The sequence below is a fragment of the Streptomyces sp. NPDC058274 genome (assembly GCF_042881375.1).
Classification (GTDB): domain Bacteria; phylum Actinomycetota; class Actinomycetes; order Streptomycetales; family Streptomycetaceae; genus Streptomyces.
Map to the genome: position 1 here is coordinate 81,807 of NZ_JBHVXW010000017.1, position 22,509 is coordinate 104,315.

Here is a 22,509-nt window from a genome sequence, read left to right on the forward strand (position 1 = left end):
GGGGTGCCAGAGGCATAGACCTCGCTATGGTCGTGACGGGCGGTCAGCCCGGGGGAAAGACGGCGGGGGTGGTCCCGTTGACGGGATCGAATCGGCGGTACGCACGCAGCGAGGCCACCCGGCTGCTGTGTGCGGGGGCCCACTTGGACACGGTGTTCCGGGCCGGCGTGATCGACGAACTCATCGGGCACGAGGAGCGGCCCGCGCCCCCGTCGCTGGGGGTCGACGTCGTCTCCGTGCTCGGGCACGCGATGCGGGCACGGCGGCAGGAGGCCGCGACGGCGTTCGTCCTGTGCGGGATCTGGATCGCCTTCTTCGTCGTGGAGGTCGCCCTCGCGGACGGGTGGACGGAGCCCGGCGGGGCGCTGGTGCTCGGTTTCCTCAGTCTCGGGGTGCTGTTCAGCGCCTCCCCGGTCCTCTTCTACGCGATCGTCTGCGCCCTTCTGTGGTGCGCGCGGGCGGCGTCCGGCTGGGGCACGACCATGTACGCGGTGAGCCGCACGGAGACGAGCCAGCTGCGGTTACCGCGGCAGGCGACCGCCTGGGGATTCACGTTCGTGGCCCGCGCACTGGAGCTCGGCTATTGGGCGTACGCCCTCGCCCGGATCCTGGACGACCCGTTCGCGCTGCTGTTCCCGCTGGCGATCACCTTCACCACGGGAGTGCACCGCTCCCATGTGGCCGAGGTGATGCGCCGTGAACTCGCCCGGGACGTCTTCGCCCGGGCGCCGGCGCCGGCGCCCGCGGTCGGCGCCCGCCAGCTCCGCGTCGCCGAGGCGATCACCCGCGAGCAGCACGCCGACGTCGCGCTCTACGACGCCCACCGGCCGTTCGTCGGCGCCGGAAAGCCGTACGAGCCCTGGTCGTTCGCGATGGAGATCACCCCCGCCAGGAAGCCCCGGACGGTGCTGAACGGGGCCGCGCCGGACGGGCGGAGCAACGGGCTCCCGCACGACCCCGACGATCCCGGGAACCCCGACGACCCGGACGAGCCGCGCGCACCGGTGCGGCTCACCAACCGCCGGATCATCGACCTCGTCAGACCGAAGCTGGAAGCGCTGCGCGAGTCGGCGGCGCTCACCAGCCGGGACCGGCTGCGGGACCTGGAGATCGACGAGTTCGTCTATCTGCCGTCGGGCGTGGGGCGCGACGAGGGGGTCTACCAGCCGTCGTCGGCCCGGCTGCACATCGACGAGTCGGTCGACGAGGGCGGCGAGGCGCGCCGGCACTTCCTGCGCGTCAGAGTCGGTGCCTGGGACGAGCAGGTGGTCGTGTCGGTGCTGGTCCGGGTGCACACGCAGGGCGGGATGCTGGTCCTCGAGGTGGTGCCGCACGTACTGGGGCCGATCCTCGAGGAGTACCGGCGGGTGGACGTCATCGCCGGCCGCGGGGAGGGCGACGCGGGCGAGGTGCTGCGGACGCTGCTGTCCGGGCCGGCGACGAACGTCGTGGCCGGGCTCTCCGCGCTGCGCACCGTCGGGCAGTGCCTGCGCACCTGGCTCGCCCATCCCGAACAGGCCCCGCCCGACGCGCCGTTGGTGTCCGTACGGGAACTGGGCAGCACCGACCGGCTGTCGCTCTTCCAGGAGATGGACGTCAGCCGCTACATCAAGACCGTCGAGGACCGCATCGCGAGCGGGGTGCGCGAGGCGCTGCGGCGCAGCGGCTGCGAGACGGGGAGCTTCGAGCAGCACATCGTCAACGTGGCCGCGGGCGGCCAGTTCATCGGGCAGATGAGCGGCGGTACCGCGGTGGGCCGGATCAGCAGAAGCGCCGTCACGACAGGCAGCGGCGGCGCGTTGTACGGCGAGGGGAGTCGGGATGAATGACGGGGACGACGGGACGGGCCGGGGGCCGGGCGGGGACGGAACCGGTGGCGGCGGGGGTACGCGGGTCGGCCGGATCAGCCGGAGCGCGGTGAGCTTCGGCGACCACGGCACGGCCGAGTACCGCGAGGCGCCGCGCGCGGCCGCCGCCGACGAGGAGACCGAGGCTCTCCTCGACGCCGTACGCACCCTGCGCGAGCATCTCCACCTGCTCACGGAGGCCGCCGGGGCGAGCGAGCTGGACGGTGAACTCGCCGTCGTACAAGGGGAGATCGAGCGGACCGGTCAGGCCGATCCGGCGCGGCTCGGCCGGCTGCGGCAGCGGCTGGAGACCGCCGCCGCGGCAGTGGCGGGGCTGGCGTCGACGGCGGCCGTGGTGCAGGTGATCGCACAGTTCACCGGCTGACGGGACGACCGGCTCAGGGGAACCGAGGGGAGGGGACGACATGCGGCAACGGTGGGACGCGGACCGGCAGCGCTGGGTCGACGACGACGGGACGAGCACGTCCGGGGGGCCGGGCGGACCCGGGGGAGACGGGTCGCCGGACGCTCGGGCCGACAGGGGTACGACGCCGGACGCCCGGGCCGGGGGAGGCGCGGCACCGGACGCCAACGGCGGGGGAACCGTCGTCGGCAGTGGCGGTGGCGGTGGCAGTGGCAGTGGCGGTGGCAGTGGGAGTGGGAGTGGCGGTGCCAGTGGCGTACCGGCGGATCCCGAGCGGCAGAGATGGTCGACGGCGGAGACGCAGTCGGCGCTGCTCCGGCCGGAAGGACTGCTGCCTCAGGGGCCGCTGCCTCCGCCCCCGCCCCCGCCCCCGCAGCCATGGGTGACCCCGGTTCCGGGCGACGGCCGGCCGCCCTGGCCCGGGGGACCCCGCGACGGTCAGCCGTCGCTGCCCGGTGGACCGGGTGACGGGCCGCCGGCCCGGTCCGGTGGCTCGCGCCGGCTGCTCCTGGTGGTCGTCGCCGTCGCGTTGCTGGGCGGCGGTGCCGGCGGCGGGGTCTGGGCGCTGACCCGGGACGACTCCTCGGGTGGCGGGGCCGCCGGCGGGGCGCGGTCGTCGGTCACCGTCACGGCCACGGAGGGCGCGCCCTCGGGCGAGGAGGGCTCCGAGGGTTCCGGGAGCGCCGACGCTTCCGAGGGCGAGGGCACCCTCGCGGACCCGCAGTCACCCCTGGCCTCGCCGTACGCGTCACCGTCCCCCGGCTACAGCCGGGCGGTGGATGCCCTCGGCTACACCGTGGACGTGCCCGAGGGCTGGACGCGCACGGTGGACCGGCGCAGCGGCAAACCGGCGGTCGTCCACTACTCCGCGCCGGGCGGCGGCGGGGTGCTCGACCTGTTCGAGGTCATCGAGCCCAGCCCGGCCGACTCGCTGGACCAGGCCGAGAACGATCCGTCCTTCGGGTTCGTCGCCAAGCTCGCCGGCTACCGGGTCATCGACCGGCGGACCGGCGCCGACTGGGCGGAGCTGACCTATCGCTACGACGACGAGCAGGACGGACCCACGCAGGTCGTCGACCACCGGTTCACGGCCCCGGACGGCACGCCGTACGCGATCCGCTCGAGCGGTGTCGAAGGTACGGACGTGACGACGCCCTTCCAGATGGCCCTGGACTCCTTCTGCCCCACGGGCGCGGACTGCGCGGGCGGTTGAGCCGCGCCGCGCGCGTCGCCGCTGTCCGCAAACCCCGTTGTCCACAAGGGAGTTCACGTCGACCGCAAGGGAGTCACCGGTTCCCGGCGCGCCCGTCCGCCCCGGGCCGGGCCAGCCTCTTCTCGAACCAGTGGGCCGCGTACACGTTCTCGTCGTAGCGCGGAATCTCCGTGTACCCGCATGCCCGGTACAGGGCCTGCGCTTCCGTGAGCGCCGCGTGGGTGTCGAGGCGGACGGTGCCGTAGCCGCGCTCGACGGCCGCGCGCTCAAGGCCGTCGAGGATCCGCCGGGCCAGGCCGAGCCGCCGTGCGCCGGGGTGCACCCATACATGCCGGATCTCGCCGACGCGCGGTGCGAGCCGCCGCAGCGCCCCGCACCCCACGGCGCGCCCCTCCTCGTACGCGACGAGGAAGGCGCCCGTCCTGCCCGACACCTCACCCGGCCTGACGAGGGCGGCGGGATCGAAGCCTTCCGGGAACCGTTCGTCGATGTCGGCGGCGTACGCGGCGAGCGTGGCCCGGGCGTCGCGGGAGGCGCCGTCGACGACCTCGACGGTGATCGCGGCGAGGCGCAGCAGCCGCTCGGTGACGGTGACGGCGGCGGTGAGCTCGCCGCGCTGGGCGGGACTGAGGCCGCTGAGCAGGCCCTCGGCGAGCCCGTTGGCCCGCCGGTTCTGCTCGGTGACCTCGTCGCGGCCGGCGGGCGTGAGCTCCGCGACCCGCAGCCTGCTGTCGCCGGGATGCACCCGCACCCGCACCAGCCCCTGCGCCTCCAGCGCCTTGACCATCCGGCTCAGATACCCGGCGTCCAGCCCCAGCCGGGTCCGCAGCTCCCGCAGCGAGGCCCCGTCGCCCACCTCGAACAGCAGGCGCGCTTCGCCGAGCGGCCGGTCCTGCCCGAGGTAGTGATCGTCGAGCACCCCGATCCGCCGGGTGAAGTAGCGGTTGAACCGCCGCAGCACCCGCACGTCGTCCACTGCCACTGGCTCCGTAGTCGGCCTCATATTCCTTTGACTTTAGTCAAAGGAATGCCGGGATGTCCATGTCCAGGGACGCTGTTCTGTCCGCAAATCCCCCGGTTTTTTCGTGACGCCGGGCACTTTCGGTCACTGGTTGTGCATGCAACGAGGCCAGAAGGGCAGGTGCTCACGGCCCAAGGGTGACCCAGGGTGACGCCGGGGCGAGAACCAGGAACGGAAGGCAATGCCGAGCATGGCGCGAGAGACCGAACGACAGGCGCAGCAGACCATTCATGTGGGCGGGCGGTGGCAGGAGGCCGCCTCCGGTGCCACGCGCGAGATCGTCGACCCCGCGGATGCCAAGCCGTTCGCCGTGGTCGCGGAGGGTGACGAGAAGGACGCGGACGCCGCCGTCGAGGCCGCCCGCCGCGCCTTCGACGAAGGCCCGTGGCCCCGCACCCCCGTCGCCGACCGCGCCGCACTCCTGCGCCGCGTCGCCGATCTCCTCGTACGGGACCGGGAGGAGCTCGGCCTGCTGGAGAGCCGCGACGCGGGCAAGACCGTCGAGGAGGGGCGCGTCGACATCGACTGTGTCGCCGACGCCTTCCGCTACTTCGCCGATCTCGTCGTGGGAGAGGGCGGCGGGCGAGTCGTCGACGCCGGTTCCGACGACATCCACAGCGTCGTCGTGCACGAGCCCGTCGGCGTCTGCGCCATGATCACGCCCTGGAACTACCCGCTCCTCCAGGCCAGTTGGAAGATCGCCCCCGCTCTCGCCGCGGGCAACACCTTCGTCATCAAGCCGAGCGAGGTCACCCCGCTGACCACCGTCGCCCTGATCGGCCTGCTCGCCGAGGCCGGACTGCCCGACGGAGTTGCGGGCATCGTCACCGGCCCCGGCCACACCGTCGGCGCCCGGCTCGCCGAACACCCTGACGTCGACCTCATCTCCTTCACCGGTGGCCTCGTCAGCGGGACGAAGGTCGCACAGGTCGCCGCCGTGAGCGTCAAGAAGGTCGCCCTGGAACTCGGCGGCAAGAACCCGAACGTCGTCTTCGCCGACGCCTGCGCGACGGAGGAGGGGTTCGACACCGCCGTCGACCAGGCGCTCAACGCCGCGTTCATCCACAGCGGTCAGGTCTGCTCGGCCGGCTCGCGCCTCATCATCGAGGAGTCCGTGCGCGAACGCTTCGTCGCCGAACTCGCCCGCAGGGCCGAGCGGATCAGGCTCGGGCGCGGCACCGAGGACGGCGTCGAATGCGGCCCGCTCGTCTCCGAGCAGCAGCGGGAAAAGACCGAGGCGTACGTCGCCTCGGCCCTCGCGGAGGGCGCGCTGCTGCGCGCCGGCGGCAAGCGGCCCGAGCCGTCCGAAGTCCGGCCCGCCACCGGCTACTTCTACGAGCCGACCGTCCTCGACGGCTGCCACCGCACGATGAGGGTCGTCCGCGAGGAGGTCTTCGGACCCGTCCTCACCGTCGAGACCTTCCGCACCGAGGACGAGGCGATCGCGCTCGCCAACGACACCGAGTACGGGCTCGCCGGCGCCGTCTGGACCGCCGACGCGGGGCGCGCCCGCCGGGTCGCCGGACGGCTGCGCCACGGCACCGTCTGGATCAACGACTTCCACCCCTACCTCCCGCAGGCGGAGTGGGGCGGCTTCGGCAAGAGCGGTGTGGGGCGCGAACTGGGCCCCGCCGGCCTCGCCGAGTACCGGGAGACGAAGCACGTGTACCAGAACCTCGCGCCGAAACCGGTGCGCTGGTTCGCGGGCTGACGCGGTCGACACCGTCAGCCCCGGCCTCAGGTCCCGTGAGCCGGGGCCCCGTGAGCCGCAGGTCCCATGAGCCCCTCGGCTCAGGGCCCGTCGGCCCACCAGCCCTTGAGCCCCCCGGCCCACGCCCACCGTCCGCCCCCGCCGCGCACCCCCCGACCGTTTACGCGCAGCACCTTGCACCCCCAGAGGAGCACTCCTTCATGCCCGAGCACGATCACACGTACGACTACGTCGTCGTCGGAGGCGGCACCGCGGGGTCAGTCATCGCGTCCCGTCTGACCGAGAACCCGGACGTCACCGTCGCCGTCATCGAGGGCGGCCCCAGCGACGTCGGCCGCGAGGACGTCCTCACCCTGCGCCGGTGGATGGGCCTGCTCGGCGGAGAGCTGGACTACGACTACCCGACCACCGAGCAGCCGCGCGGCAACTCGCACATCCGGCACAGCCGCGCCCGGGTGCTCGGCGGCTGCTCCTCGCACAACACCCTGATCGCGTTCAAGCCGCTGCCGTCCGACTGGGACGAGTGGGAGGCGGCCGGCGCCCGCGGCTGGGGCGCGGCCCCGATGGAGGCGTACTTCGCGCGGCTCCTCAACAACATCGTCCCGGTCGACGAGAAGGACCGGAACGCCATCGCCCGCGACTTCGTCGACGCCGCACAGGCCGCGCTCGACGTGCCGCGCGTGGAGGGCTTCAACAAGAAGCCGTTCACCGAGGGCGTCGGCTTCTTCGACCTGGCGTACCACCCGGAGAACAACAAGCGCTCCAGCGCCTCCGTCGCCTATCTCCACCCGGTGATGGACCAGCGGCCCAACCTGACGATCCTGCTGGAGACCTGGGCCCACCGCCTCGAACTCGACGGCACCCGCGCCACCGGCGTCCACGTCCGCGGCAAGGACGGCGAGGAGACCCTCGTACGCGCCCGGAACGAAGTGCTGCTGTGCGCCGGCGCGGTGGACTCGCCGCGGCTGCTGCTGCACTCCGGCATCGGGCCGAAGGAGGACCTGGAGCGGCTCGGCATCCCCGTCGCGCACGACCTGCCCGGCGTCGGCGAGAACCTGCTCGACCACCCCGAGTCGGTCATCGTGTGGGAGACGAACGGCCCCATCCCCGAGAACTCCGCGATGGACTCCGACGCGGGCCTGTTCGTGCGCCGCGACCCCGAACACCAGGGCCCCGACCTGATGTTCCACTTCTACCAGATCCCGTTCACGGACAACCCGGAGCGCCTCGGCTACGAACGCCCCGCGCACGGCGTCTCGATGACCCCGAACATCCCCAAGCCGAAGAGCCGCGGCCGGCTGTACCTGGAGAGCGCCGACCCGGCCGTCAAGCCCGCCCTCGACTTCCGCTACTTCACCGACGAGGACGACTACGACGGCCGTACGCTCGTCGACGGCATCAAGATCGCCCGCGAGATAGCCCGCGCCGAACCGCTGGCCGGCTGGCTCAAGCGCGAGGTGTGCCCCGGTCCCGAGGTCACGGACGACGAGGAGCTCAGCGCGTACGCGCGTCAGGTGGCGCACACCGTCTACCACCCCGCCGGCACCTGCCGGATGGGCGACCCGGCGGACGAACTCGCCGTGGTCGACCCGGAGTTGCGCATCCGCGGTCTCGACGGCATCCGCATCGCCGACGCCTCCGTCTTCCCGACGATGCCCGCCGTGAACCCGATGATCGGGGTGCTCATGGTCGGCGAGAAGTGTGCCGACCTGCTGGGAGGTGAGGGCCGATGAGTACGACCCTGGAGAGCCCGAAGACCCCCGAGAGCCCCGGTACGCCGGTGAGCGCCGGGAGCGCGTCCCCCGTCTTCTCCGTGCGCAATCTGTGGAAGGTCTTCGGTCCGAAGGCGGACCGCGTGCCCGCCGACCCCGAACTCGCCGCCCTCACCCCGGCCGAGCTGCGCTCCCGCACCGGCTGCACGGCCGCCGTCCGCGATGTCGGCTTCGATGTGCACAAGGGCGAGGTCTTCGTCGTCATGGGCCTGTCCGGCTCCGGCAAGTCCACCCTCGTACGCTGCCTCACGCGGCTCATCGAGCCGACCTCCGGCAGCCTCGCGATCGACGGCGAGGACGTCCTGGCGATGGACCGCGGCCGGCTGCGCGAACTGCGCCGCCACCGGGCCGCGATGGTCTTCCAGCACTTCGGCCTGCTGCCGCACCGCTCCGTCCTCGACAACGTCGCCTACGGCCTGGAGATCCAGGGCGTCCCGCGCGCCGAACGCCGCAGGCGGGCCGCCGAAGTCGTCGTCAAGGTCGGCCTCGAAGGCCTGGAGCAGCGCAGGCCCGGGCAGCTGTCCGGCGGTCAGCAGCAGCGCGTCGGCCTCGCCCGGGCGCTCGCCGTCGACCCCGAAGTCCTGCTGTTCGACGAGCCGTTCAGCGCGCTCGACCCGCTGATCCGGCGCGACATGCAGGAGGAGGTCATCCGGCTGCACCGCGAGGAGGGCCGCACGATGGTCTTCATCACCCACGATCTGAACGAGGCCCTGCGCCTCGGCGACCGCATCGCCCTGATGCGCGACGGCCGGATCGTCCAGCTGGGCACACCCGAGGAGATCGTCGGCTCGCCGGCCGACGACTACGTGCGTGAGTTCGTCCGCGACGTGCCCCGCGAGCAGGTCATGACCGTCCGCCGGGCGATGCGCGCCGCGTCCGCGGACGAGGCCGGCCGCGGCCCGGCGGTCAAGCCCGACGCCACGGTCTCGGAAGCCATCGAGGCGGTGGCGCGCGCGGGCTGCGCGGTGCGGGTGGTCGACTCCGGGCGCTGCCTGGGCGTCGTCGACTCCGACGCGCTGCTCGGGGTGGTGGCAGGGACGGACACGTCCGCCGACGGCGAGGGGGCGGCCTGATGGCTACCGCCACCGCGCCCCTTTCCCCGAGCGGGATCGTGGGCCGGGCCAGAGGCCTCGGCGCATACCGTCCCGTGGGCAAGCTCCTGCTGCTCGCCGTCATCGCCGCCGTGCTCGTCCCGCTGCTCGACGCCCGCTGGGCGAGCGGCACCTGGCCGCACGCCCTGACCGTCGACCTCACCGAGCCGCTCGGCAGGACCAGCGACTGGATCATCGACAACCGCGACAGCCACCCGCTGTTCCTCTACTTCTTCGGATACGTCAGCAACGCCGTCGTCCTCTCCGTACGCGCCGTCTATCTGGTGCTGCTCGCGGCCGGCTGGGCCGGCGTGACCGCGGTGGCCGCCGCCGTCGCCTGGCGGACCGCGGGGCTCAGGCTCGCCCTCGGCACGGCCGCCGCGTTCCTCGCCTGCGGGCTGCTCGGCATGTGGGTGCCGGCCATGCAGACGCTGGCGCTCATGGTGGTCGCCGTCCTGACCTCCGTCGTACTCGGCGTCCTGCTCGGTCTCGCGGCGGGCCTGTCCGACCGCACCTACCGGGCACTGCGTCCCGTCCTCGACACCATGCAGGTGCTGCCGGCGTTCGCCTACCTGCTGCCCGTCGTCCTGGTGTTCGGCATCGGCGTCCCCGCGGCCGTGCTCGCCACCGTCGTGTACGCGGCCCCGCCGATGGCCCGGCTCACCGCGCTGGGTCTGCGCGACGCCGACACCGGAGTGATGGAGGCCGTCGCCTCGCTCGGCGCCACGGCCCGTCAGCGGCTGCTGACCGCCCGCCTCCCGCTGGCCCGCAAGGAACTCCTGCTCGGCCTCAACCAGACGATCATGATGGCGCTGTCCATGGCGGTCATCGCGTCCGTGATCGGCGCCGGCGGCCTCGGTGACCGCGTCTACCAGGCCCTGGCCTCCGTCGACGTGGGCGCCGCGCTCGCCGCTGGCATCCCGATCGTGCTGCTCGCGATCGTCCTCGACCGGGTGACCGGAGCCGCCGGCGAGCGGCTCGGGGCGAACGCGGAGACGAAGGGCGCGCACTGGGCGTACACCGCCGTCGCGGTCGTCGTCGTGACCCTCGCCGCGCGGCTCGCCGGCCGCCTCGACTGGCCCGACGCCTGGATCGTGCCGGTCGCCGAGCCGGTGAACCACGCCGTCGACTGGATGACCGGCCACCTCTACTCCGGCGTCCCCTACATCGGCGGCACCGCCGACTGGGCCGGCCACTTCACCACCTGGGTCCTCGACCCGCTGCGGGACGGCCTGCAGGGCCTGCCCTGGTGGGCGGTGCTGCTCGTCGTCGCGGCCCTGGCCTGGCTGATCGGCACCTGGCGCACGGCGCTCACCGCCGTCCTCGCGATGGCCGCGATCGGCGTCCTCGGCGTCTGGAAGCCGTCCCTCGACACCCTGTCGCAGGTGCTCGCGGCGGTCGCCGTGACCCTGGTCCTCGGCTTCACGGCCGGTGTCGCGGCGGCCCGCAGCGAACGCGTCGAGCGCGTGTTGCGCCCGGTCCTCGACGTCTGCCAGACGATGCCGCAGTTCGTGTATCTGATCCCCGTGGTGGCGCTGTTCGGCATCGGCCGCGCGCCCGCCGTGGCCGCCGCGGTCGTCTACGCGCTGCCCGCCGTCGTGCGCATCACCACCCAGGGGCTGCGCGCGGTCGACCCGGCCGCAATGGAGGCGGCCCGCTCACTCGGTGCCAGCAGCGGCCAGCAACTGCGCCAGGTCCAGCTCCCGTTGGCCCGTCCGGCGCTGCTCCTCGCCGTCAACCAGGGCGTCGTCCTGGTCCTCGCCGTCGTCATCATCGGCGGTCTGGTCGGCGGTGGCGCGCTCGGCTACGACGTCGTGTTCGGCCTCGCCCAGGGCGACCTGGCCACCGGTCTGGTCGCCGGCGCGGCGATCGTCTGCCTCGGCCTGATGCTCGACCGGGTGACCCAGCCGACCGAACGCCGCACGAAGAAGGGAGCGTGACATGTCTCGTACGCTGACGAAGACGCGGACGACGGCCGCCCTCGCGGTACTCGTGCTGGCGACCGGCTGCGGTGCCGCCGACATGACCAAGCAGGCCTCGCCCTTCGCCAACGCGCAGGGCGCCAGGACCGTGACCCTGTCCGTCCAGTCCTGGGTCGGCGCACAGTCCAACGAGGCTGTGGCGCAGTACCTGTTGGAGCACGAGCTGGGCTACCGCGTGGACACCGTCCAGGTGGACGAGGTCCCCGCGTGGGACGCGCTCAGCCAGGGCCGCGTCGACGCGATCCTGGAGGACTGGGGCCACCCCGAGCAGGAGAAGCGGTACGTCCAGGACAAGAAGACGATCACCTCCGGCGGAGAACTGGGCGTCACCGGCCACATCGGCTGGTACGTCCCGACGTACTTCGCCAAGCAGCACCCCGACGTCACGAACTGGAAGAACCTCGACAAGTACGCGGACCAGCTGCGGACGGCGGAGAGCGGCGGCAAGGGCCAACTGCTCGACGGGTCCCCCTCCTACGTCACCAACGACAAGGCGCTCGTCGACAACCTGAAGCTGAACTACCAGGTGGTGTTCGCCGGTTCGGAGGCCGCGCAGATCACCCAGATCAAGCAGTTCGCCAAGGAGAAGAAACCCTTCCTCACGTACTGGTACTCGCCCCAGTGGCTCTTCGAGAAGGTCCCCATGACGGAGGTGAAGCTCCCCGCCTACCAGGAGGGCTGCGATGCCGACGCCGAGAAGGTCGCCTGCGCCTATCCGCACACCCCGCTCCAGAAGTACCTCAACACGGACTTCGCGAAGAGCGGCGGCAAGGCGGCCGAGTTCCTGAAGAACTTCAAGTGGACGACCGAGGACCAGAACGAGGTCTCCCTGATGATCGCCAACGACAAGATGTCGGCCCAGGAGGCGGCGAAGAAGTGGGTGCGGACGCACGAGTCGACTTGGCGGAAGTGGCTTCCGGCGTGAGGGCAGGCTGAGGTCCTGAGCAGTTGTGGCGGGGGCGTGGAGGGGGTGGGCCCGGGCGCGCATGTATGAGGTCCGATAGGGGTAGTTTGAGGTGCGGTGGGGGTTGTGTTTGGGCCCCGGTGGGGCCTTTGATGGGGGGGCGCACGCACGCGAGGAGTGGGGGGTTGTGGCGGCGGGGGGGGGGGCTGGCGGCGGTCCTCCGCTGTGGGGCGGGGCGCTTGTGGGGGCGGCCCCCGCCACGGCTTGTCTCCGGTCCGATGCGGCTTGTCTCCGGTCCGGTGGGGCTTGTCTTGGGCCCGGCGCGGGGTGGTCTTCGGTCCGGTACGGGGAGGTCCTCGGTCCGGTACCGGGAGATCTTCGGTCCGGCGCGGCTTACCGCAGCTCCGTCACGATCTTCCGCAACGCCTCCGTCGCCCGGCGCTGCAACCCCGGCCCGAACGTGATCCGCGTCGCTCCCAGTTCACCCAGTTCGGCGACGGAAGCGGCATCGGGCCGGCCGAACGCGTTGACCGGCCCCTGTATCCCGGCCCGCAACAAGGGAAGCACCTCGGCGGGAGCACCGATCGGATACGCGCAGTCGGCACCCGCGGCCACGTACAGCGCGGCCCGCTCGATCGCCCGCTCCGGATCGGCCTCACCGCACAGGAACGTGTCGACGCGCGCGTTGAGAAAGAGCCGCTCGCCCGCCGCCGCTTTCACCTCGGCGAGCCAGTCGGCGTGCCGGGCGGGGTCCTTGAGGACACCCCCGTTGGAGTCCTCGAGGTTGCAGCCCACCGCCCCCGCCTCCAGCAGCCGGTCCACCAGTTCCTCCGGCGCGAGCCCGTATCCGTCCTCGACGTCCGCGGACACGGGCACGTCGACCGCCCGTACGATCCGTGCGACCGCCGCGAACATCTCGTCGGCCGGCGTGGCCCCGTCCTCGTACCCGAGCGAAGCGGCGACCCCGGCGCTGGGTGTCGCGAGCGCCGGGAACCCGGCATCCGCGAACACCCGTGCGCCGGCCGCGTCCCAGGGGCCGGGCAGGACGAGCGGGTCGCCCGGCGCCCGCCCGTGATGCAGGGCACGGAAGACGTCGGCAGCCGTGTCCGGCGTCGCCGCGCGCGCCGTCACTTGTACTGTCCCGCCTGATAGTGACCGGGCACGAGACGGCAGGTCACCCCGAACCGGTTCCACGCGTTGATCACCGTGATCGCGGCGATGAGCTGGGCCAGCTCGGCCTCCTCGAAGTGCCGCGCCGCCTTCTCGTACACCGCGTCCGGCACGAAGCCGTCCGTCAGTACGGTCACCGCCTCGGTCAGCGCGAGCGCCGCGAGCTCCTTCTCCGTGTAGAAGTGCGCCGACTCCTCCCAGGCGCTGAGCTGCACGATGCGCTGGACGCTCTCACCGGCGGCCAGCGCGTCCTTGCTGTGTATGTCCAGGCAGAACGCGCAGTGGTTGAGCTGCGACGCGCGGATCTTCACCAGTTCCAGGAGGACGGGGTCGACGCCCTGCCGGGCGGCCGCGTCCAGCCTGACCATGGCCTTGTAGACGTCCGGCGCGAGCTTGGCCCACTCCAGACGGGGGCCGTGCTCGGCGGCGTACTCCCCGGTCGGGTCGCTGTGCCCGGTCTTCTCCGCGTTCGCATGAGTCGTCATGAGACCGACCCTACGAGCGGAGTAGCCCAGGGGTATGGTCCATTTCCATGGCGGAATCATGGGCCACTTCATCGACGGCATCGACGGCATCGACGGCATCGTCGGCATCGTCGGCACCGGCGGCATCCACGTCGTCCGTGTCGGGCGGGTCGTCCGTGTCGGGCGGGTCGGACGACGCCCTGCGTGCCGCCCTCGGCGTGGACCTGCATCTGGAACCGACCGGCTCGGGGGTGCGCCGGGGGCTGACCGACGCCCTGCGCGAGGCGGTCCGCGGTGGCCGGCTGGCCCCCGGGACCCGTCTCCCGTCCTCCCGTTCCCTCGCCGCCGACCTGGGCATCGCCCGCAACACGGTCGCCGACGCGTACGGCGATCTCGTCGCCGAGGGCTGGCTCACCGCACGCCAGGGCTCGGGCACCCGGGTGGCGGAGCGGACGGTCCCGGCACCGGCACCGGAGTCGACTCGCCGCGCCCGCGAGCAGGGCCGCCCCGCCTACGACCTCACCCCCGGCACCCCCGACCTCGCCACCTTCCCGCGCACCGGCTGGCTCAAGGCGGCCCGCCGCGCGCTGACCGCCGCACCGCACGACGCCTTCGGCTACGGCGATCCGCGGGGCCGCGTCGAACTGCGCACGGCCCTCGCCGGATACCTCGCCCGCGCCCGGGGTGTCCGGGTGACCCCGGACCGCATCGTGATCTGCGCCGGCTTCGCCGACGGTCTGATGCTGCTCGGCGCCGTACTGCGCGAACGGGGCCACCGCTCCCTCGCCGTGGAGTCGTACGGCCTCGACGTCCACTGGAACCTGCTGCACCGCTCCGGCCTGCGCACCGTGCCCCTGCCCTTCGACGAACTGGGCACGCGCACCGGCGGCCTGACCGACGAACCCGCGGTCCTGATGACCCCCGCGCACCAGTTCCCGATGGGCGTGCCGCTCCACCCGGACCGCCGGGCCGCCGTCGTGGACTGGGCCCGCCGCACCGGCGGCCTGATCCTGGAGGACGACTACGACGGCGAGTTCCGCTACGACCGCCAACCCGTGGGCGCCTTGCAGGGGTTGGACCCCGACCAGGTCGTCTACCTGGGCACCGCCAGCAAATCTCTCGCCCCCGGCCTGCGGCTCGGCTGGATGGTCCTGCCCCGTTCACTGACCGCGGAGGTCGCGGCGGTCAAGGGCGGCGGCTGGTCCTCCGGCGTCCTTGACCAGCTGACCCTGGCGGAGTTCATCACCTCGGGCGCCTACGACCGCCATGTGCGCGCGGTCCGGCTGCGCTACCGGCGCCGCCGCGACGCCCTGGTCGCCGCCCTGTCCGCCCGCGCCCCCGAGGTCCACGCCACCGGCATCGCGGCGGGCCTGCACGCCGTCCTTCGCCTGCCGGCCGGTACCGAACCGTCGGTCGTCCGCGCGGCGGCCTGGCAGGGCCTCGCCGTCCACGGCCTCTCCCGCTTCCGCCACCCCGACGCAGCCACCGCACCCCTCGACGCCCTGGTCGTCGGCTACGGCACCCCACCCGACCACGCCTGGGCAGCCGCCCTGGACGCGCTGTGCCGGGTACTGCCGTAGAACTGACGCGCTTCCGGGCCCCGCTTCCTGAGGTCCCGGTTCCCTCCGCCCTCGGTTCCGTCAGCTCTCGGTTCCTTCAGGCCCCCGTTCCCTCAGGTCCTCAGCCGTGCGGTGTGTGGGGAGTTCCTCGGGGTGCGGCGTGCCGGGTGCCACGTGCCGCGTGCCGCGTGCGGGGTGCAGGGACGGCGGGTGGAGGCCCGGCCCAGAAGCGGAGGGGAACCCGGTGACATCACCCCGCCACCGCTCCTCCACCGGCGACGCCCTCCTCCACCGGCGCCTCCCCGAACCGCGCCAGCGCCAGCGCCCCCACCACCGCCACCGCGAAACCGAGCACCGCCAGCCACTCCAGCCCGTCCCGCGTACGGTCGCCCAGCCAGACCACCCCGACCAGCGCGGGCCCGATGGTCTCCCCGATGACCAGCCCCGCGGTCGCCGTCGTCACCGACCCCCGCTGCAACGCCGACGTGAGCAGCACGAACGCCGCCCCTCCGCCCAGCAGCAGCGCATACGTCGCCGGATTGCCGAGCAGCGCGCCGACCGACAGGTCGTCGATCAGCCGCACCGCCACCTCGACCACTCCGAACCCGAAGCCGGCCCCCAGCCCCAGCACCAGCGCCCGCCCCCGCTCGGGCAACCGCCCGGCCACCACGCCCGCCAGCAGTACGAGCACCGCGACGCCCAGCATCGCGTACTTCAACTCCGTCGACCCGGCCCGCTCGCCCTCCGTACCCGATGCCAGCCCCAGCATCGCCAGCCCCGCGCACACGACTCCCACCGCACCCCACTCGACCCGGCTCAGCCGCACCTGGAGCAGCCGGGCCGCGACCACCGCCGTCACCGCCAGACTCGCCGCGAGGGCCGCCCCGACCGCGTAGATGGGGATCGAACGCAGCGCGGCGATCTGGAGGAGAAAGCCGAGTCCGTCGAGCGCCAGACCGGCGAGATACCGCCACTGCCGCAGCGCCCGCAGCAGCAGTGCCGCGTCCCCGCCCGACCCGCTGCCGGCGGCCGCCCGCGCCGCGACCGCCTGCAACACCGTCGCCGTACCGAAGCAGACCGCCGCACCAAGGGCGCACACCATTCCAAAGAGCACGAAGTGACTGTAGGGGAGCCGGACTCCACAGCGTCCGACCCGCCGACCCACGGCAGGGTCCGCCGGACAGGCCAATACACCTAGACGCCCAGCACGCCCCGGAGTTGGGTCAGGCCCCAGTCCAGGTCCTCCTTGCTGACGACCAGGGGCGGAGCGATCCGGACCGTGACCCCGTGCGTGTCCTTGACCAGCACACCCCGGTCCATCAGCTTCTCGGAGATCTCCCGGCCCGTGCCGTACTCCGGGGCGATGTCGACGCCCGCCCACAGCCCCCGACCGCGCACCGCCGTCACCCGGCCCATGTCCACCAGCACCTGCAACTCCCGGTGCAGATGGTCCCCGAGCTCCGCCGCCCGCCGCTGGTACTCACCCGCCCGCAGCATCGCGATCACCTCCAGGGCCACCGCACAGGCCAGCGGATTCCCGCCGAACGTCGACCCGTGCTCACCGGGCCGGAACACCCCGAGCACCGCACGGCTCGACACCACCGCCGACACCGGCACGACCCCGCCGCCCAGCGCCTTGCCCAGCACATACATGTCCGGCACGACCCCCTCGTGCTCACAGGCGAAGGTCCGGCCGGTGCGGCCGAGCCCCGACTGGATCTCGTCCGCGATGAAGAGGACATTCCGCTCCCGCGTCAGCTCCCGCACGCCCTGGAGATAGCCGGGCGGCGGCACCAGCACCCCCGCCTCGCCCTGGATCGGCTCCAGCAGCACCGCGACCGTGTCCTCCGTGACCGCCGCGCGCAGCGCCGCGAGATCCCCGTACGGCACGATGTCGAAGCCCGGTGTGTACGGCCCGAAGTCCTCCCGCGCCTCGGCGTCCGTGGAGAAGCTGATGATCGTCGTCGTCCGCCCGTGGAAGTTGTCGCTCGCGACCACGATCCTCGCCCTGCCGTCCGGCACGCCCTTGATCCGGTAGCCCCACTTGCGGGCCGTCTTCACGGCGGTCTCCACCGCCTCCGCCCCCGTGTTCATCGGCAGCACCAGCTCCATGCCGCACAGCTCCGCCAGCCGCGCGCAGAACTCGGCGAACCGGTCGTGGTGGAACGCCCGCGACGTCAGCGTCACCCGCTCCAGCTGCGCCCTCGCCGCGTCGATCAGCCGGCGGTTGCCGTGCCCGAAGTTCAGCGCCGAGTAACCGGCCAGCAGATCGAGGTAACGCCGCCCCTCCACATCCGTCATCCACGCCCCGTCGGCCGTCGCCACGACGACCGGCAGCGGGTGGTAGTTGTGCGCGCTGTGCGCCTCGGCCGAGGCGATGTACGCCCGTGTGGTCTCCGGAGTGCTCACGGGGTCTCCGTTCCTGTCGCGCAGGGGAATGGGGGCGGCTTTCGGCCCCTTCCTATCGTCGCTCGCATGGTGGACCGGGGAACCCCCTGATCCGGCGCGCCCGGTAGGCTGACCGGCGGGCCGTGACTGGCGCGCTGGGATGGGACCGACCATCGGGGAGCGGCCCGCGCTGTGCCTTCCCGGGGCTGCCCCGGATCCCTGGCCGGGAGACAGTCCGGCCGAGGGACCCGGACGGTCACCCGGGGAGAGACAGCGACCGAGTGCCGTGCGCCTGGGCCGAACCGTGAACGCTGAACGCCACGTCCGGAGGCCGTCATGCCAGAGCCCCTCTCCACCGAGTCCACCGCGTTTCGCAGCGCCCTCGACGTGATCCGGGCCGTTGAGCCCCGGGTCGCCGAAGCCATCGGCCAGGAGATCACCGACCAGCGCGAGATGCTCAAGCTGATCGCGTCCGAGAACTACGCCTCCCCGGCCACCCTCCTGGCCATGGGCAACTGGTTCAGCGACAAGTACGCCGAAGGCACCGTCGGCCGCCGCTTCTACGCCGGCTGTCGCAACGTCGACACCGTCGAAGCCCTCGCCGCCGAGCACGCCCGCGAACTCTTCGGCGCCTCCCACGCCTACGCCCAGCCGCACTCCGGCATCGACGCCAACCTCGTCGCCTTCTGGGCCGTCCTCGCCGACCGCGTCGAGGCCCCCGCCCTGGAGCGGGCCGGCGTCCGCAACGTCAACGACCTCTCCGACGCCGACTGGGCCGAACTGCGCCAGGCCTTCGGCAACCAGCGCATGCTCGGCATGTCCCTGGACGCCGGCGGTCACCTCACCCACGGCTTCCGCCCGAACATCTCCGGCAAGATGTTCGACCAGCGCTCCTACGGCACCGACCCCGCCACCGGCCTCATCGACTACGAGGCCCTGCGCACCTCCGCCCGCGAGTTCAAGCCGCTGATCATCGTCGCCGGCTACTCCGCCTATCCCCGCCTGGTGAACTTCCGCATCATGCGGGAGATCGCGGACGAGGTCGGCGCGACGCTGATGGTGGACATGGCGCACTTCGCCGGTCTCGTCGCCGGCAAGGTCCTCACCGGCGACTTCGACCCGGTCCCGCACGCCCAGATCGTCACCACCACCACCCACAAGTCGCTGCGCGGTCCGCGCGGCGGCATGGTGCTCTGCGACGACTCCCTCAAGGACCAGGTCGACCGCGGCTGCCCGATGGTCCTCGGCGGCCCCCTTCCGCACGTCATGGCCGCCAAGGCCGTCGCACTCGCCGAGGCCCGCCGCCCCGAGTTCCGCGACTACGCCCAGGCCGTCGTCGACAACGCCCGCGCGCTCGCGGAGGGTCTGATGCGCCGGGGTGCCACCCTGGTCACCGGCGGCACCGACAACCACCTCAACCTGATCGATGTCGCCTCCTCCTACGGCCTCACCGGCCGTCAGGCCGAGACCGCCCTGCTCGACTCGGGCATCGTCACCAACCGCAATGCCATCCCCGCCGACCCCAACGGCGCTTGGTACACCTCCGGTATCCGGATCGGCACGCCCGCCCTGACCACCCGTGGCCTGGGCGCGGCCGAGATGGACGAGATCGCCGGCCTGATCGACCGGGTCCTCACCGCCGCCGAGCCCGGCACCACCGGCAAGGGCACCCCGTCCAAGGCCCAGCACGTCCTCGACGCGAAGATCTCCGACGAGATCTCCCACCGGGCCACCGACCTGCTGGCCGGCTTCCCGCTGTACCCGGAGATCGACCTCGGCTGAGGCCGGCCGGGGCGCTGAAAGCCGCTCCCCGTCGCACAGCTCCCGTCGCCGTCCCGTGGCGGCCCGGTACATCGCCGGGCCGCCACGCGGCGTACCGAGACGGTGTACCAAGGCTGTGCCCGCGACGCCGAGCGCCCGTCCGACTCCAGGCCCCTCACCCAGCTTCTTGAGCAGTGCCCGCAGCTGGGCCGGGTGCTCGGCCCGGTGCCAGTAGCCGTTGAGCGAGTCGGGCACGTGGGTCGCCGTGTGGATCCAGACCTCCTTGCTGTGGGAGGTGCCGGGAAAGACGCGGTCGAGGCGCCACGGCGACACGTCGTGGAGCAGCCAGATGCTTCCCGGCCGGCCGGCGTCCGCCGGCGCATCGCCGTCCGCACTGTGTTCCTCGTCTCATTGGCGACGATCGAGAGCAGCCACGGCCGCATCGACGATGCGGCCCCCCTCCCGCGACCTCACACTCTTGTTGCACCGCCGGGCACGGATCGGTTCCCACCTGTTCCCGAGCAATGAGGGACACCTGAGAGAATGGCCCCATGCCCTCAGATCGCCCCCGCGTGCTCTCCGGAATCCAGCCCACCGCAGGCTCGTTCCACCTCGGCAACTACCTCGGCGCCGTCCGCCAGTGGGTGGCTCTGCAGGAGTCCCACGACGCGTTCTACATGGTCGTCGACCTGCACGCGATCACCCTTCCGCAGGATCCGGCCGACCTGCGTGCCAACACCAGGCTCGCCGCCGCGCAGCTGCTCGCCGCCGGTCTCGATCCGGAACGCTGCACGCTGTTCGTCCAGAGCCACGTCCCCGAGCACGCGCAGCTCGCCTGGATCATGAACTGCCTCACCGGCTTCGGCGAGGCGTCCCGCATGACCCAGTTCAAGGACAAGTCCGCCAAGCAGGGCGCCGACCGCGCCTCCGTCGGCCTGTTCACGTACCCGATCCTCCAGGTCGCGGACATCCTGCTGTACCAGGCCAACGAGGTCCCGGTCGGCGAGGACCAGCGCCAGCACATCGAGCTCACCCGCGATCTGGCCGAGCGGTTCAACGGCCGCTTCGGCGAGACGTTCACGGTCCCGAAGCCGTACATCCTCAAGGAGACGGCGAAGATCTTCGATCTCCAGGACCCGACGATCAAGATGAGCAAGTCGGCGTCGGCGCCCAAGGGTCTGATCAACCTGCTCGACGAGCCGAAGACGACGGCGAAGAAGGTCAAGAGCGCGGTCACCGACACCGACACCGTCATCAGGTATGACCCCGAGCACAAACCGGGTATCAGCAACCTGCTGACCATCTACTCGACCCTCACCGGAGCCGGTATCGCGGATCTGGAGCAGAAGTACGACGGCAAGGGCTACGGTGCGCTGAAGACGGACCTGGCCGAGGTCATGGTCGACTTCGTGACGCCGTTCCGGGAGCGCACCCAGCAGTATCTGGACGACCCGGAGACGCTCGACTCGGTCCTGGCCAAGGGTGCGGAGAAGGCGCGTGCCGTCGCCGCGGAGACGCTCTCCCAGGCGTACGACAAGGTCGGCTTCCTGCCGGCCAAGCACTGACGACCGGTGCGCAAGCCCGTACGAGACGAGGACGACACCGGTACGACGGCCGGTACCGGCCCGCGCGGCCGTACAGTCGATAGCTGACACCGCAGTCCCCCCTGCCCGGGGGAGACGGCGAACACGACGAGACGACAGGAGACGACGTGGGGACCGTAACGATCGGCGTGTCGATCGCGGTCCCGGAGCCTCATGGCAGCCTGCTCCAGGAGCGGCGCGCGGGCTTCGGTGACCCCGCGGCTTCCGGCATCCCCACGCACGTCACGCTGCTGCCGCCGACCGAGGTCGACGACTCGGCGCTGCCCGCGATCGATGCGCATCTCGTCGAGGTCGCGGCGGCCGGGCGGCCCTTCCCGATGCGGCTGTGCGGGACGGGTACGTTCCGTCCGCTGTCGCCCGTCGTGTATGTGCGGGTCGTCGACGGGGCCGAGGCGTGCACCTGGCTGCAGAAGCAGGTGCGGGACGCGTCCGGGCCCGTGGCGCGGGAGCTGCAGTTCCCGTACCACCCGCATGTCACCGTGGCGCACGGTATCGATGACGCGGCGATGGACCGGGCGTTCGAGGAGCTCGCCCGGTACGAGGCCGAGTGGCCGTGCAGCGGGTTCGCGCTCTACGAGCAGGGGCCGGACGGGGTGTGGCGGAAGCTGCGGGAGTTTGTCTTCGGCGGCGCGGTGGTTCCGCCGCAGGCGGGGGCTCCCTCCAAGCGCTCCACCAGACTCCGCGCCCGCTGATCTTCCACGGCGGGGCCGGCACCCTTCTCCCCCTGCCGGCCCGCGCTTCCTGCACCCCCGGTCGTGGGTGGAGCGAGGTCGTCAGACCGGCAGGCGGCGGAAGACCGAGCGGGGAGCGTGGCGGAGGGCTGCCATGACCAGGCGCAGGGCACCCGGTACCCAGACCGTCTCCGAGCGCCGTCGCAGCCCCGTCTCGATCGCGACGGCCACCGCTTCCGGAGTGGTCGCCAACGGTGCCTCCGTCAGACCGGCCGTCATCTTCGTCCGCACGAATCCGGGACGTACGACCATGACGTGCACCCCCGTCCCGTGCAGCGCGTCGCCCAGACCCTGCGCGAACGCGTCGAGCCCGGCCTTGCTGGAGCCGTAGATGAAGTTGGAGCGCCTGGCGCGCTCGCCGGCGACGGACGAGAGGACGACGAGCGAACCGTGGCCCTGGGCCTGGAGCGCCCGTGCGCTCACCAGCCCCGCGGAGACCGCTCCCGTGTAGTTGGTCTGGGCGACCCGCACCGCGGCCACCGGCTCCTTCTCGTCCCGGGCCTGGTCGCCGAGGACACCGAAGGCGAGCAGCACCATGTCGATGTCGCCCTCGGCGAAGACCTTGCCGAGCACGGTCTCGTGGGACTCGGGGTCGAGCGCGTCGAACGCGACGGTACGGACGTCCGCGCCGAGCCCGCGCAGGTGCACCGCCGCAGCGTCGAGGGCGGGGGAGGGCCGGGCGGCGAGCCACACCGTGCGCGTACGGCGGGCGATCAGCCGGCGCGCGGTGGCCAGCGCGATCTCGGACGTGCCGCCGAGGATCAGCAGGGACTGGGGGATGCCGAAGGCGTCCTTCATCGAAACCACACTCCTAGGGGCCCGCATCGGAAGACGTGCTCTTCTGAAGGCCCTTTGATCGAAACCACA

General features: G+C 72.3%; 18 protein-coding genes and 1 pseudogene. 12 read left to right on the forward strand and 7 right to left on the reverse strand.

Annotated features, from left to right (window positions below):
- Positions 1-77 precede the first annotated feature (77 nt).
- The 3 genes from ACFVYF_RS28010 (at position 78) to ACFVYF_RS28020 (ending at position 3,484) form a co-directional block, all read left to right on the forward strand.
- Positions 78-1,829 (forward strand): hypothetical protein, encoded by a 1,752-nt coding sequence (locus ACFVYF_RS28010; protein ID WP_389459733.1) that lies wholly within the window; start codon positions 78-80, stop codon positions 1,827-1,829.
- Entirely contained in the window at positions 1,822-2,232 is a 411-nt protein-coding gene (locus ACFVYF_RS28015) for a hypothetical protein (protein ID WP_389459734.1), read from the forward strand. Before ACFVYF_RS28010 ends, ACFVYF_RS28015 begins: the two co-directional genes overlap by 8 nt.
- 421 nt (positions 2,233-2,653) lie before the next feature.
- Positions 2,654-3,484, forward strand: coding sequence for a hypothetical protein (locus tag ACFVYF_RS28020; protein WP_389459736.1), 831 nt, complete (start codon positions 2,654-2,656; stop codon positions 3,482-3,484).
- A 73-nt stretch (positions 3,485-3,557) separates the two neighbouring features.
- Here ACFVYF_RS28020 and ACFVYF_RS28025 read toward each other — a convergent pair whose 3' ends face one another.
- Positions 3,558-4,487 (reverse strand): GNAT family N-acetyltransferase, encoded by a 930-nt coding sequence (locus tag ACFVYF_RS28025; RefSeq protein ID WP_389459737.1) that lies wholly within the window; start codon positions 4,485-4,487, stop codon positions 3,558-3,560.
- A gap of 208 nt (positions 4,488-4,695) precedes the next feature.
- Between ACFVYF_RS28025 and ACFVYF_RS28030 the strand changes: the two genes are divergently transcribed.
- The 5 genes from ACFVYF_RS28030 (at position 4,696) to ACFVYF_RS28050 (ending at position 11,986) form a co-directional block, all read left to right on the forward strand.
- Entirely contained in the window at positions 4,696-6,216 is a 1,521-nt protein-coding gene (locus tag ACFVYF_RS28030) for an aldehyde dehydrogenase family protein (protein WP_389459739.1), read from the forward strand.
- Between the two features lie 200 nt (positions 6,217-6,416).
- Entirely contained in the window at positions 6,417-7,949 is a 1,533-nt protein-coding gene (locus ACFVYF_RS28035; RefSeq protein ID WP_389459740.1) for a GMC family oxidoreductase, read from the forward strand.
- Positions 7,946-9,061 (forward strand): glycine betaine/L-proline ABC transporter ATP-binding protein, encoded by a 1,116-nt coding sequence (locus ACFVYF_RS28040; protein ID WP_389459742.1) that lies wholly within the window; start codon positions 7,946-7,948, stop codon positions 9,059-9,061. Before ACFVYF_RS28035 ends, ACFVYF_RS28040 begins: the two co-directional genes overlap by 4 nt.
- On the forward strand, positions 9,061-11,019 hold the full coding sequence (locus ACFVYF_RS28045) for an ABC transporter permease subunit (RefSeq protein ID WP_389459744.1): 1,959 nt from the start codon (positions 9,061-9,063) through the stop codon (positions 11,017-11,019). The genes ACFVYF_RS28040 and ACFVYF_RS28045 overlap by 1 nt, the downstream gene beginning before the upstream one ends.
- 1 nt (position 11,020) lies before the next feature.
- Positions 11,021-11,986: an ABC transporter substrate-binding protein gene (locus ACFVYF_RS28050; protein WP_389459746.1), complete on the forward strand. Its 966-nt coding sequence runs from the start codon at positions 11,021-11,023 to the stop codon at positions 11,984-11,986.
- Between the two features lie 372 nt (positions 11,987-12,358).
- On the opposite strand, the gene ACFVYF_RS28055 is transcribed toward ACFVYF_RS28050, so the two are convergent.
- Both ACFVYF_RS28055 and ACFVYF_RS28060 read right to left on the reverse strand, forming a co-directional pair.
- A complete protein-coding gene (locus tag ACFVYF_RS28055) occupies positions 12,359-13,096 on the reverse strand; it encodes an isocitrate lyase/phosphoenolpyruvate mutase family protein (protein ID WP_389459747.1) in 738 nt (245 codons plus the stop codon).
- On the reverse strand, positions 13,093-13,620 hold the full coding sequence (locus ACFVYF_RS28060; protein WP_389459749.1) for a carboxymuconolactone decarboxylase family protein: 528 nt from the start codon (positions 13,618-13,620) through the stop codon (positions 13,093-13,095). The genes ACFVYF_RS28055 and ACFVYF_RS28060 overlap by 4 nt, the downstream gene beginning before the upstream one ends.
- Before the next feature lie 47 nt (positions 13,621-13,667).
- Here ACFVYF_RS28060 and ACFVYF_RS28065 point away from each other — a divergent pair, with 47 nt between their 5' ends.
- On the forward strand, positions 13,668-15,179 hold the full coding sequence (locus tag ACFVYF_RS28065) for a PLP-dependent aminotransferase family protein (RefSeq protein ID WP_389459751.1): 1,512 nt from the start codon (positions 13,668-13,670) through the stop codon (positions 15,177-15,179).
- 229 nt (positions 15,180-15,408) lie between these two features.
- Here ACFVYF_RS28065 and ACFVYF_RS28070 read toward each other — a convergent pair whose 3' ends face one another.
- Positions 15,409-16,260 (reverse strand): DMT family transporter, encoded by an 852-nt coding sequence (locus tag ACFVYF_RS28070; RefSeq protein WP_389459898.1) that lies wholly within the window; start codon positions 16,258-16,260, stop codon positions 15,409-15,411.
- A gap of 92 nt (positions 16,261-16,352) precedes the next feature.
- Positions 16,353-17,567 carry an ornithine--oxo-acid transaminase gene (gene rocD, locus ACFVYF_RS28075; RefSeq protein ID WP_389459753.1) on the reverse strand — a complete coding sequence of 405 codons (1,215 nt, stop codon included), beginning with the start codon at positions 17,565-17,567 and terminating at the stop codon, positions 16,353-16,355.
- Between the two features lie 315 nt (positions 17,568-17,882).
- Here rocD and ACFVYF_RS28080 point away from each other — a divergent pair, with 315 nt between their 5' ends.
- Complete coding sequence (locus tag ACFVYF_RS28080; protein WP_389459754.1) at positions 17,883-19,328, forward strand: glycine hydroxymethyltransferase; 1,446 nt, start codon at positions 17,883-17,885, stop codon at positions 19,326-19,328.
- Between the two features lie 326 nt (positions 19,329-19,654).
- Here the strand turns inward: ACFVYF_RS28080 and ACFVYF_RS28085 are convergent.
- Positions 19,655-19,756: pseudogene (locus ACFVYF_RS28085) on the reverse strand (siderophore-interacting protein); the annotation flags it as partial.
- 102 nt (positions 19,757-19,858) lie between these two features.
- On the opposite strand from ACFVYF_RS28085, the gene trpS reads away from it, so the two are divergent.
- Both trpS and ACFVYF_RS28095 read left to right on the forward strand, forming a co-directional pair.
- Entirely contained in the window at positions 19,859-20,872 is a 1,014-nt protein-coding gene (trpS, locus tag ACFVYF_RS28090; RefSeq protein ID WP_389459756.1) for a tryptophan--tRNA ligase, read from the forward strand.
- Positions 20,873-21,018: 146 nt separating this feature from the next.
- Entirely contained in the window at positions 21,019-21,603 is a 585-nt protein-coding gene (locus ACFVYF_RS28095) for a 2'-5' RNA ligase family protein (protein ID WP_389459758.1), read from the forward strand.
- 81 nt (positions 21,604-21,684) lie between these two features.
- Here ACFVYF_RS28095 and ACFVYF_RS28100 read toward each other — a convergent pair whose 3' ends face one another.
- Positions 21,685-22,440, reverse strand: coding sequence for a decaprenylphospho-beta-D-erythro-pentofuranosid-2-ulose 2-reductase (locus tag ACFVYF_RS28100; RefSeq protein ID WP_389459760.1), 756 nt, complete (start codon positions 22,438-22,440; stop codon positions 21,685-21,687).
- Positions 22,441-22,509: the final 69 nt, after the last annotated feature.

Bases quoted from the DNA above. Each gene is read 5' to 3' on its own strand.
- ACFVYF_RS28015 (WP_389459734.1), top strand. From the start codon at position 1,822: ATGAATGACGGGGACGACGGGACGGGCCGGGGGCCGGGCGGGGACGGA.
- ACFVYF_RS28025 (WP_389459737.1), bottom strand. From the start codon at position 4,487: ATGAGGCCGACTACGGAGCCAGTGGCAGTGGACGACGTGCGGGTGCTG.
- ACFVYF_RS28030 (WP_389459739.1), top strand. From the start codon at position 4,696: ATGGCGCGAGAGACCGAACGACAGGCGCAGCAGACCATTCATGTGGGC.
- ACFVYF_RS28035 (WP_389459740.1), top strand. From the start codon at position 6,417: ATGCCCGAGCACGATCACACGTACGACTACGTCGTCGTCGGAGGCGGC.
- ACFVYF_RS28040 (WP_389459742.1), top strand. From the start codon at position 7,946: ATGAGTACGACCCTGGAGAGCCCGAAGACCCCCGAGAGCCCCGGTACG.
- ACFVYF_RS28045 (WP_389459744.1), top strand. From the start codon at position 9,061: ATGGCTACCGCCACCGCGCCCCTTTCCCCGAGCGGGATCGTGGGCCGG.
- ACFVYF_RS28050 (WP_389459746.1), top strand. From the start codon at position 11,021: ATGTCTCGTACGCTGACGAAGACGCGGACGACGGCCGCCCTCGCGGTA.
- ACFVYF_RS28060 (WP_389459749.1), bottom strand. From the start codon at position 13,620: ATGACGACTCATGCGAACGCGGAGAAGACCGGGCACAGCGACCCGACC.
- ACFVYF_RS28065 (WP_389459751.1), top strand. From the start codon at position 13,668: ATGGCGGAATCATGGGCCACTTCATCGACGGCATCGACGGCATCGACG.
- ACFVYF_RS28070 (WP_389459898.1), bottom strand. From the start codon at position 16,260: ATGGTGTGCGCCCTTGGTGCGGCGGTCTGCTTCGGTACGGCGACGGTG.
- ACFVYF_RS28080 (WP_389459754.1), top strand. From the start codon at position 17,883: ATGCCAGAGCCCCTCTCCACCGAGTCCACCGCGTTTCGCAGCGCCCTC.
- trpS (WP_389459756.1), top strand. From the start codon at position 19,859: ATGCCCTCAGATCGCCCCCGCGTGCTCTCCGGAATCCAGCCCACCGCA.
- ACFVYF_RS28100 (WP_389459760.1), bottom strand. From the start codon at position 22,440: ATGAAGGACGCCTTCGGCATCCCCCAGTCCCTGCTGATCCTCGGCGGC.